At 38.0% G+C, this 2,496-nt stretch carries 4 protein-coding genes; 2 read left to right on the top strand and 2 right to left on the bottom strand.

Annotated elements, in window-relative coordinates:
- Nucleotides 1-125 precede the first annotated feature (125 nt).
- Nucleotides 126-563, bottom strand: a complete 438-nt coding sequence (locus GQR52_RS20245) for a group II truncated hemoglobin (RefSeq protein WP_004335148.1) — start codon at nucleotides 561-563, stop codon at nucleotides 126-128.
- A 53-nt stretch (nucleotides 564-616) separates the two neighbouring features.
- On the opposite strand from GQR52_RS20245, the gene aroE reads away from it, so the two are divergent.
- The gene (gene aroE, locus GQR52_RS20240) at nucleotides 617-1,441 is read left to right on the top strand and encodes a shikimate dehydrogenase (RefSeq protein WP_165729603.1); all 825 of its coding nucleotides are present in this window, start codon (nucleotides 617-619) and stop codon (nucleotides 1,439-1,441) included.
- Complete coding sequence (locus GQR52_RS20235; protein ID WP_007584142.1) at nucleotides 1,438-1,692, top strand: DUF1488 family protein; 255 nt, start codon at nucleotides 1,438-1,440, stop codon at nucleotides 1,690-1,692. The genes aroE and GQR52_RS20235 overlap by 4 nt, the downstream gene beginning before the upstream one ends.
- On the opposite strand, the gene GQR52_RS20230 is transcribed toward GQR52_RS20235, so the two are convergent.
- Nucleotides 1,684-2,229: a gamma carbonic anhydrase family protein gene (locus GQR52_RS20230; RefSeq protein WP_024593212.1), complete on the bottom strand. Its 546-nt coding sequence runs from the start codon at nucleotides 2,227-2,229 to the stop codon at nucleotides 1,684-1,686. The genes GQR52_RS20235 and GQR52_RS20230 overlap by 9 nt on opposite strands.
- Between the last annotated feature and the right edge of the window lie 267 nt (nucleotides 2,230-2,496).

The raw sequence follows: 2,496 nt of genomic DNA, 5'->3' as shown, positions 1-2,496 counted from the left end.
AGATTTGAAGATCTGATCATGACATTGAGATTTAGTTCAAAAAAATCCCCGCTAATTTCTTAGCAGGGATTTGTGTATAATAGACAGCTAATTAGCGCCTTTTTGCATTGTGGCTAAATACAAATTTAATGCTGATTGATCATATGCGTTGCTAGTTGAGAGAATGATTGCTTTAAGCCTTCACGTAACAACGGATTGTCTATTTCTATATCCAGCGTTTTATTCATGCAGTACATCCATTGATCGCGCAATGCTTTATCTACAGTAAAAGGCATATGCCTTTTACGTAGCATTGGCTGGCCATGTTTTTCAGTAAATAGGTTTGGCCCGCCTAACCAACCAGATAAAAATTCAAAAAATACTTGGCGAATTCGATCTAATGGCAGAGGATGCATATCATATAACGGTTTAGCGTATTCATCTGACTCCATTATGTCGTAGAATCGATTGGAGATAGCACGCGCCCCTTTCTCTCCACCTATTATTTCATACGGTGTTTTTTCAGGAGTAGGAGCCTGTTGCTCAGGAGCTGGCTTAGATTTAGAAAAAAGTCGTTTAATCATATTACTTATCATCGTTAATAGGCAGTATATAGCTGCAAAGAGGTTGCTTTAAAATGGACAAATATGCGGTTTTTGGAAATCCAATTAAACATTCAAAATCCCCCGCGATACATAAACAATTTGCTGTATCACTGGGTGAGCAAATCGACTATCGCGCAATATTAGCACCTATCGATAACTTTGAAAAAACAGTATTGTCTTTTTTTGAGCAAGGTGGTGTTGGTGCTAACGTTACAATGCCATTTAAAGAGCAAGCCTATGCAATGGCTGATGAGCTTACGGCATTAGCTAAAATTGTAGGGGCTGTTAATACATTAAAAAAACGAGATGATGGCACATTACTCGGTGATAACACCGATGGTGTGGGCTTTGTAAATGATTTACTCGCTAATGAAGTAGCCATAACTAATAAACGCATTTTAATCATAGGTGCGGGCGGTGCTGCTCGAGGGGTTATTTTACCTTTGTTAGAGCATAACCCTCAGGAAATAATAATAGTTAATCGCACAGCACAAAAAGCCAAAGAACTCGCAGAGCTGTTTACTCAATATGGACCAGTATCTGGCTTTGGCTTTGATGATTTACCAGTAAGCGATTACTCACTAATTATAAACTCTACCTCTAGCAGTATGAATAACGAACTTCCAGCACTTGATAAAAAACACATAACTAACTGTGAAGTCGCTTATGACATGTTTTATTCACTGCAAAATACCATTTTTATGAATTGGGTTGCACAGCATAATATTAACGCTAAGCTTTTAGATGGCAGTGGAATGTTAGTTGGTCAAGCTGCTCAAGCATATTATGTATGGCGTAACAAAATGCCAAAAATACTTCCCGTTGTTGATGCGCTTAAACAAGGAATGCTTAAATGAATCAGGCAATACAGTTTATAGATAGGCTAGAGTTTAGAGAGCCCGATCATCAGTTAGTTTTTTTTGCACAAGTGAGTGGCATGCTGGTGGAATGTATAATAGAAGTAAATACACTTAAATTAACAGACGAAAGTCACGCAACAGAATATTTTGAAAAGTATCGTTTTGATTACGAAGAACGTGCCGAGGAGCTTATCGAAGAAGAGAGCTATAACTCGGCAGGCCAAATTGAAGTAAGCTTATTAACTTAAGTTAGCGATTTCAGCTAAGTATTCATCTTTAAGTGATACATAGTTATCGGCAGATATTTTTAAGAAGGCAAGTTCTTGCTCTGTAAGAGGGCGGGCTTGCTTAGCCGGACTCCCTACATATAAGTAACCAGACTCTAAACGTTTGTTTGGTGGTACTAAAGATCCTCCACCTATAATTACATCATCTTCAACAACCACGTTATCCATAATAATAGCGCCCATACCTACAAGTATACGGTTTCCTAATACACATCCGTGCAGCATTACCTTATGACCAACTGTTACATCGTCACCTATAATAAGTGGGTAACCATCAGGATTGCTTTTAGTTGCGCGAGATAAATGCAATACACTGCCATCTTGTATATTTGTACGCTCACCAATACGTATATAGTTAACATCACCACGTGCAGCTACTAACGGCCACACACTACTATTATCACCTAAAGTAATGTTACCAACCAAAACCGATGACTCATCAATATAAACAGACGAATTAAATGAAGGAGTAACACCTTTATAAGAACGAATTGCCATAGTTAGTACCTTTTAGATCATGATTATTAGTATTTGAGTGTATCAGCAAGGTGATTTTTGTACCATACAGTGCACTGTTTGGTTACAAAACTATCAGTTTTAGGGGGTTTAGTTCAGATACTAACCGAACAGTATCTTTTTTTACTTTTTCTTTAAAAAAGTGCTTGCGTAAAAATATGATCTCCCTATAATGCGACCCCACTGAGACGGGAAACGCCAACGCATAGCGAGGCAGGAACAACTCAGAGAGTTAAATAAAACTTCGGT

Origin of the sequence: Pseudoalteromonas sp. 31A1 (assembly GCF_011378815.1) — a bacterium.
Classification (GTDB): domain Bacteria; phylum Pseudomonadota; class Gammaproteobacteria; order Enterobacterales; family Alteromonadaceae; genus Pseudoalteromonas; species Pseudoalteromonas arctica.
This window is presented reverse-complemented; position numbering and strand designations above follow the sequence as displayed.